Genomic DNA, 3,264 nt, shown 5'->3' with positions numbered 1-3,264 from the left:
TGGGGCCACGAGGTGGAGGTGCTGGAGTCCCGCCCCGAGCCCGGGGGCATGCTCCGGTGGGCCATTCCCGAATACCGCCTTCCCAAAGACGTGGTGCGGGCCGAGATCGAACGGGTCGCGGGGCTCGGCGTGCGGATCCGCACCGGGATCCGGGTCGGCGAGGACCTGCCCTGGGCCGAACTCCAGGGCTACGACGCGGTCCTCCTGGCCACCGGGGCCGGGCGGGAGCGCCGCCTGGGGATCCCGGGCGAGGACCGGGAGGGGGTGTGGTCCGGGCTCTCGTTCCTGGCGGCGGTCAAGGAGGGGGAGGCGCCCGCGGTCGGACGCCGGGTGGCGGTGATCGGGGGCGGAAACACCGCCATCGACGCCGCCCGGTCGGCCCGGCGGCTCGGGGCTGAGGTCACCGTGTACTACCGGCGGGCACCCGAGCGGATGCGGGCGATTCCCGAGGAGGTGGAGGCCGCCCGGGCCGAAGGGATCTTCTTCCGGTTTCACGCGGCGCCCGAGGCCATCTCGCCGGGCCGGAGCCGGCCCCTCTCGGTGCGGTTCCGGAACACCCGGGCCGATGCGGAGCGACCCTTCGGGCTCTCGCCCCAGGCCGAGGGACAGCCGGCCGAGTTCTGGGCCGAGGTGGACGCGGTGATCGTGGCGGTGGGGATGGAGCCGGCGCTGCCCGAGGGCGCCCCGCCGGACCTCGCGCCGGACCCCTGGGGTCGCACCGGGGTTCCGGGGCTCTACGTGGCCGGCGACGCCCGCCCCGGGGCCGAGGGCACCGTGGCCCACGCCGTGAACGCCGGCAAACGGGCGGCCCTGGCGATCCACGCCGACCTTCTGTGCGAGCCCTTGGACGGAAAGACCCTGCGGGTGGCCCGGGGGCCGGGGGTGAGCGTGGAGGCCTGGGCGGACCCCGCCGGCCCGAGGGCCGGCCGCGCCCAGGCGGTTCCGCCGTTGCGGATGATCCAACGGCGGTATTTCGCCGACGCCCCCCCGGCGCGGATGCGCCGGCTCCCGCCCGACGAGGCGATCTGGGGGTTCGCCGAGGTGGACCGGGGCCTTCCGGCCGAGCGGGCCGCCCGGGAGGCCCGGGAGCGGTGCTTTCACTGCGGGGTCTGCACCCGGTGCGACCGGTGCCTGGAGGCCTGCCCCTTCGGGGCGATCTCCCGGGAGGGCGACGCCTACCGGGTGGACGAGGCGAAATGCACCCTGTGCCGGCTGTGCCAGGTGGAGTGCCCCCGGGGCGCGATCACCATGCCCCGCACGGAGTCGTGCGTGGGATGCGGCTACTGCACCACCTGGTTCGAGTGCCCCGCCCTGGTGCGGGGGCCCGACGGCCGGGCCCGGGTGGACGAGCAACTGTGCGTGGAGTGCGGCCTGTGCGTGCAGGTCTGCCCCCAGGGGGCGATCCGGCCCAAGGCGCCGGAGGCGGCCTCCCCTACCGAATGAGCCACTCGCCCCCGCACCAGGGGTAGTCCTCCGGCGTTTCGGCGAGCCCGGCCTCGGCAGGCCAGCGGGCGAGGTCCGCCGTGGGATCGGGATCGCCCGGGGAGACCGGTTCCCCCACGGGGCCCGGTGCCCACAGGGGCTCCCGGTTCTCGGCCCGAAACGCCTCACCGGCCCGGCGACGGGCCCCCTCCAGGAGTTCCGGGAGGGTCTCGGGCCCCTCCGCCACGAACCCGAACCGGTCCTCCAGGAACACCCAGGCCCGCACCCCTCCCCCGGGGCCGAGCGCCTCCTCCAGGCGCCGCAGTACGGCCCGCATCACCTTGAGGTTGGCGAAAAACGGCTTCCCCTCGGCCGTGCGCCAGACACCCCGCACCACCATCACAGCGAACTCCGTCCTTCCAGGGCCCGGCCCAGGGTGAGGGCGTCGATGTACTCCAGGTCGCCCCCCAGGGGCACGCCCCGGGCGATCCGGGTCACCTTGACCCCCAGGGGGTCGAGGAGCTTCTTTAGGTAGAGCGCCGTGGCCTCCCCCTCCACGTGGGGGTTCGTCGCCACGATGACCTCCTCCACCTCCCCCCCGCGGACCCGGTCCACGAGTTCCCGGACCCGCAGGTCCTCCGGCCCCACCCCCTCCATGGGCGACAGGTGCCCCCCGAGGACGTGGTACAGCCCGAAGTAGCTCCGGGTGCGCTCGATCGCGAGGAGCGCCGCCTGGTCCTCCACCACGCACACCACCCGACGGTCGCGGCGCGGGGAACTGCAGATCGCGCAGGGATCGGCGTCGGTCACCTGGAAACACACGGAACACGGCCGGATCTTATCCCGCAGGTCCACCAAGGCGCGGGCCAGCGCCTCCACATCGGCCTTCGGCGCCTTGAGGAGGTGGAGCACGAACCGCGTGGCGGTCTTCTCCCCCACCCCGGGGAGTTTCTGCAGTTCCCTCAACACCCGTTCGATGGGCGGCGCGAACATGAATCCCTTTCACCTCGTCTCGGACCGAGCCCACAAAAACGGCAGGCACGGCGGCCTGCCTCGGCAGCGCTCGGAGATCCCCGCCGGCGGGGCGCCCTGGTCCAACCCGCCGCGCCCGCTCCGGTGCCTCATGCCTTGCGGCTCGTTTTGGCGAAGAACCCGGTGTAGACCCGGGTCACCTTCTTCTCGTGGCAGGTCGGGCATTCCACCTGCCGCTTGCCCACCTCCGTGGGCCGCATCTCCACGTCGAAGTCCTTTTGGCACTTGGGGCAGTGGTACGGATACATGGGCATGGCTCCACCTCCTTCGCCGGGGGGCGCCGTCCGCCGGGGGCGGAAACGGAGGCGGGCGCGGGGACACGGGAAAAAATCGGTCTACGGTCTACAGTCCACGGTCAGCGGGCGAAGGGCTACCGCATCCCGCCTTGCCACCTACTCGGCGTACGCGCGGATCCTCTCTTCCATGCCCCAGGCGTGCTCCCGCAGGAGCCGCGGGAGCACCTCCCGGCCGGTCACCCGGTAGCGGCCCTCGCGGATCTCGGCCTCGATGGCCTCCACCAGGTCCGCCCGGATCTCAGGGGCCGAAAGGGCGAGGATCCGGGCCCGCTGGACCTCCCGGCCCCGGCTCGACACCTCCACCCGATCGACCGCACCGCCGATCCCGGTGACCTCCTCCACCTGGATCTCCCGCCGCGGCCGGCCGGTAGCGGTGGTGCCTGTGACGTAGCCTCTTCGAACGTCCCGGATCTTCATGGCGTTCGCCCTCCCCTCCGTTGGAGTGACCTTCCCCGCCCGGTGCGGGGTCTTCTTAGAATGCCCACCGCGGGGCGGGTTTGCAAGGTTCGCGCCC

The 3,264-nt window shown here is 73.3% G+C and carries 5 protein-coding genes; 1 reads left to right on the top strand and 4 read right to left on the bottom strand.

Annotation, left to right across the window (positions count from 1 at the left end; all coding sequences use genetic code 11):
* A partial coding sequence (locus tag ACY0I8_RS17215; RefSeq protein ID WP_461395730.1) for an FAD-dependent oxidoreductase occupies positions 1-1,443 on the top strand: 1,443 nt, incomplete at its 5' end.
* On the opposite strand, the gene ACY0I8_RS17210 is transcribed toward ACY0I8_RS17215, so the two are convergent.
* The 4 genes from ACY0I8_RS17210 to ACY0I8_RS17195 form a co-directional block, all read right to left on the bottom strand.
* The gene (locus ACY0I8_RS17210) at positions 1,433-1,822 is read right to left on the bottom strand and encodes a hypothetical protein (protein WP_461395729.1); all 390 of its coding nucleotides are present in this window, start codon (positions 1,820-1,822) and stop codon (positions 1,433-1,435) included. The genes ACY0I8_RS17215 and ACY0I8_RS17210 overlap by 11 nt on opposite strands.
* On the bottom strand, positions 1,822-2,415 hold the full coding sequence (recR, locus tag ACY0I8_RS17205) for a recombination mediator RecR (protein ID WP_461395728.1): 594 nt from the start codon (positions 2,413-2,415) through the stop codon (positions 1,822-1,824). The genes ACY0I8_RS17210 and recR overlap by 1 nt, the downstream gene beginning before the upstream one ends.
* Positions 2,416-2,543: 128 nt before the next feature.
* On the bottom strand, positions 2,544-2,708 hold the full coding sequence (locus tag ACY0I8_RS17200; RefSeq protein ID WP_459940555.1) for an FmdB family zinc ribbon protein: 165 nt from the start codon (positions 2,706-2,708) through the stop codon (positions 2,544-2,546).
* A 138-nt stretch (positions 2,709-2,846) separates the two neighbouring features.
* Positions 2,847-3,167: a flagellar biosynthesis anti-sigma factor FlgM gene (locus tag ACY0I8_RS17195; RefSeq protein WP_461395727.1), complete on the bottom strand. Its 321-nt coding sequence runs from the start codon at positions 3,165-3,167 to the stop codon at positions 2,847-2,849.
* Positions 3,168-3,264 lie beyond the last annotated feature (97 nt).

Source organism: Deferrisoma sp. (assembly GCF_054681715.1).
This window is presented reverse-complemented; position numbering and strand designations above follow the sequence as displayed.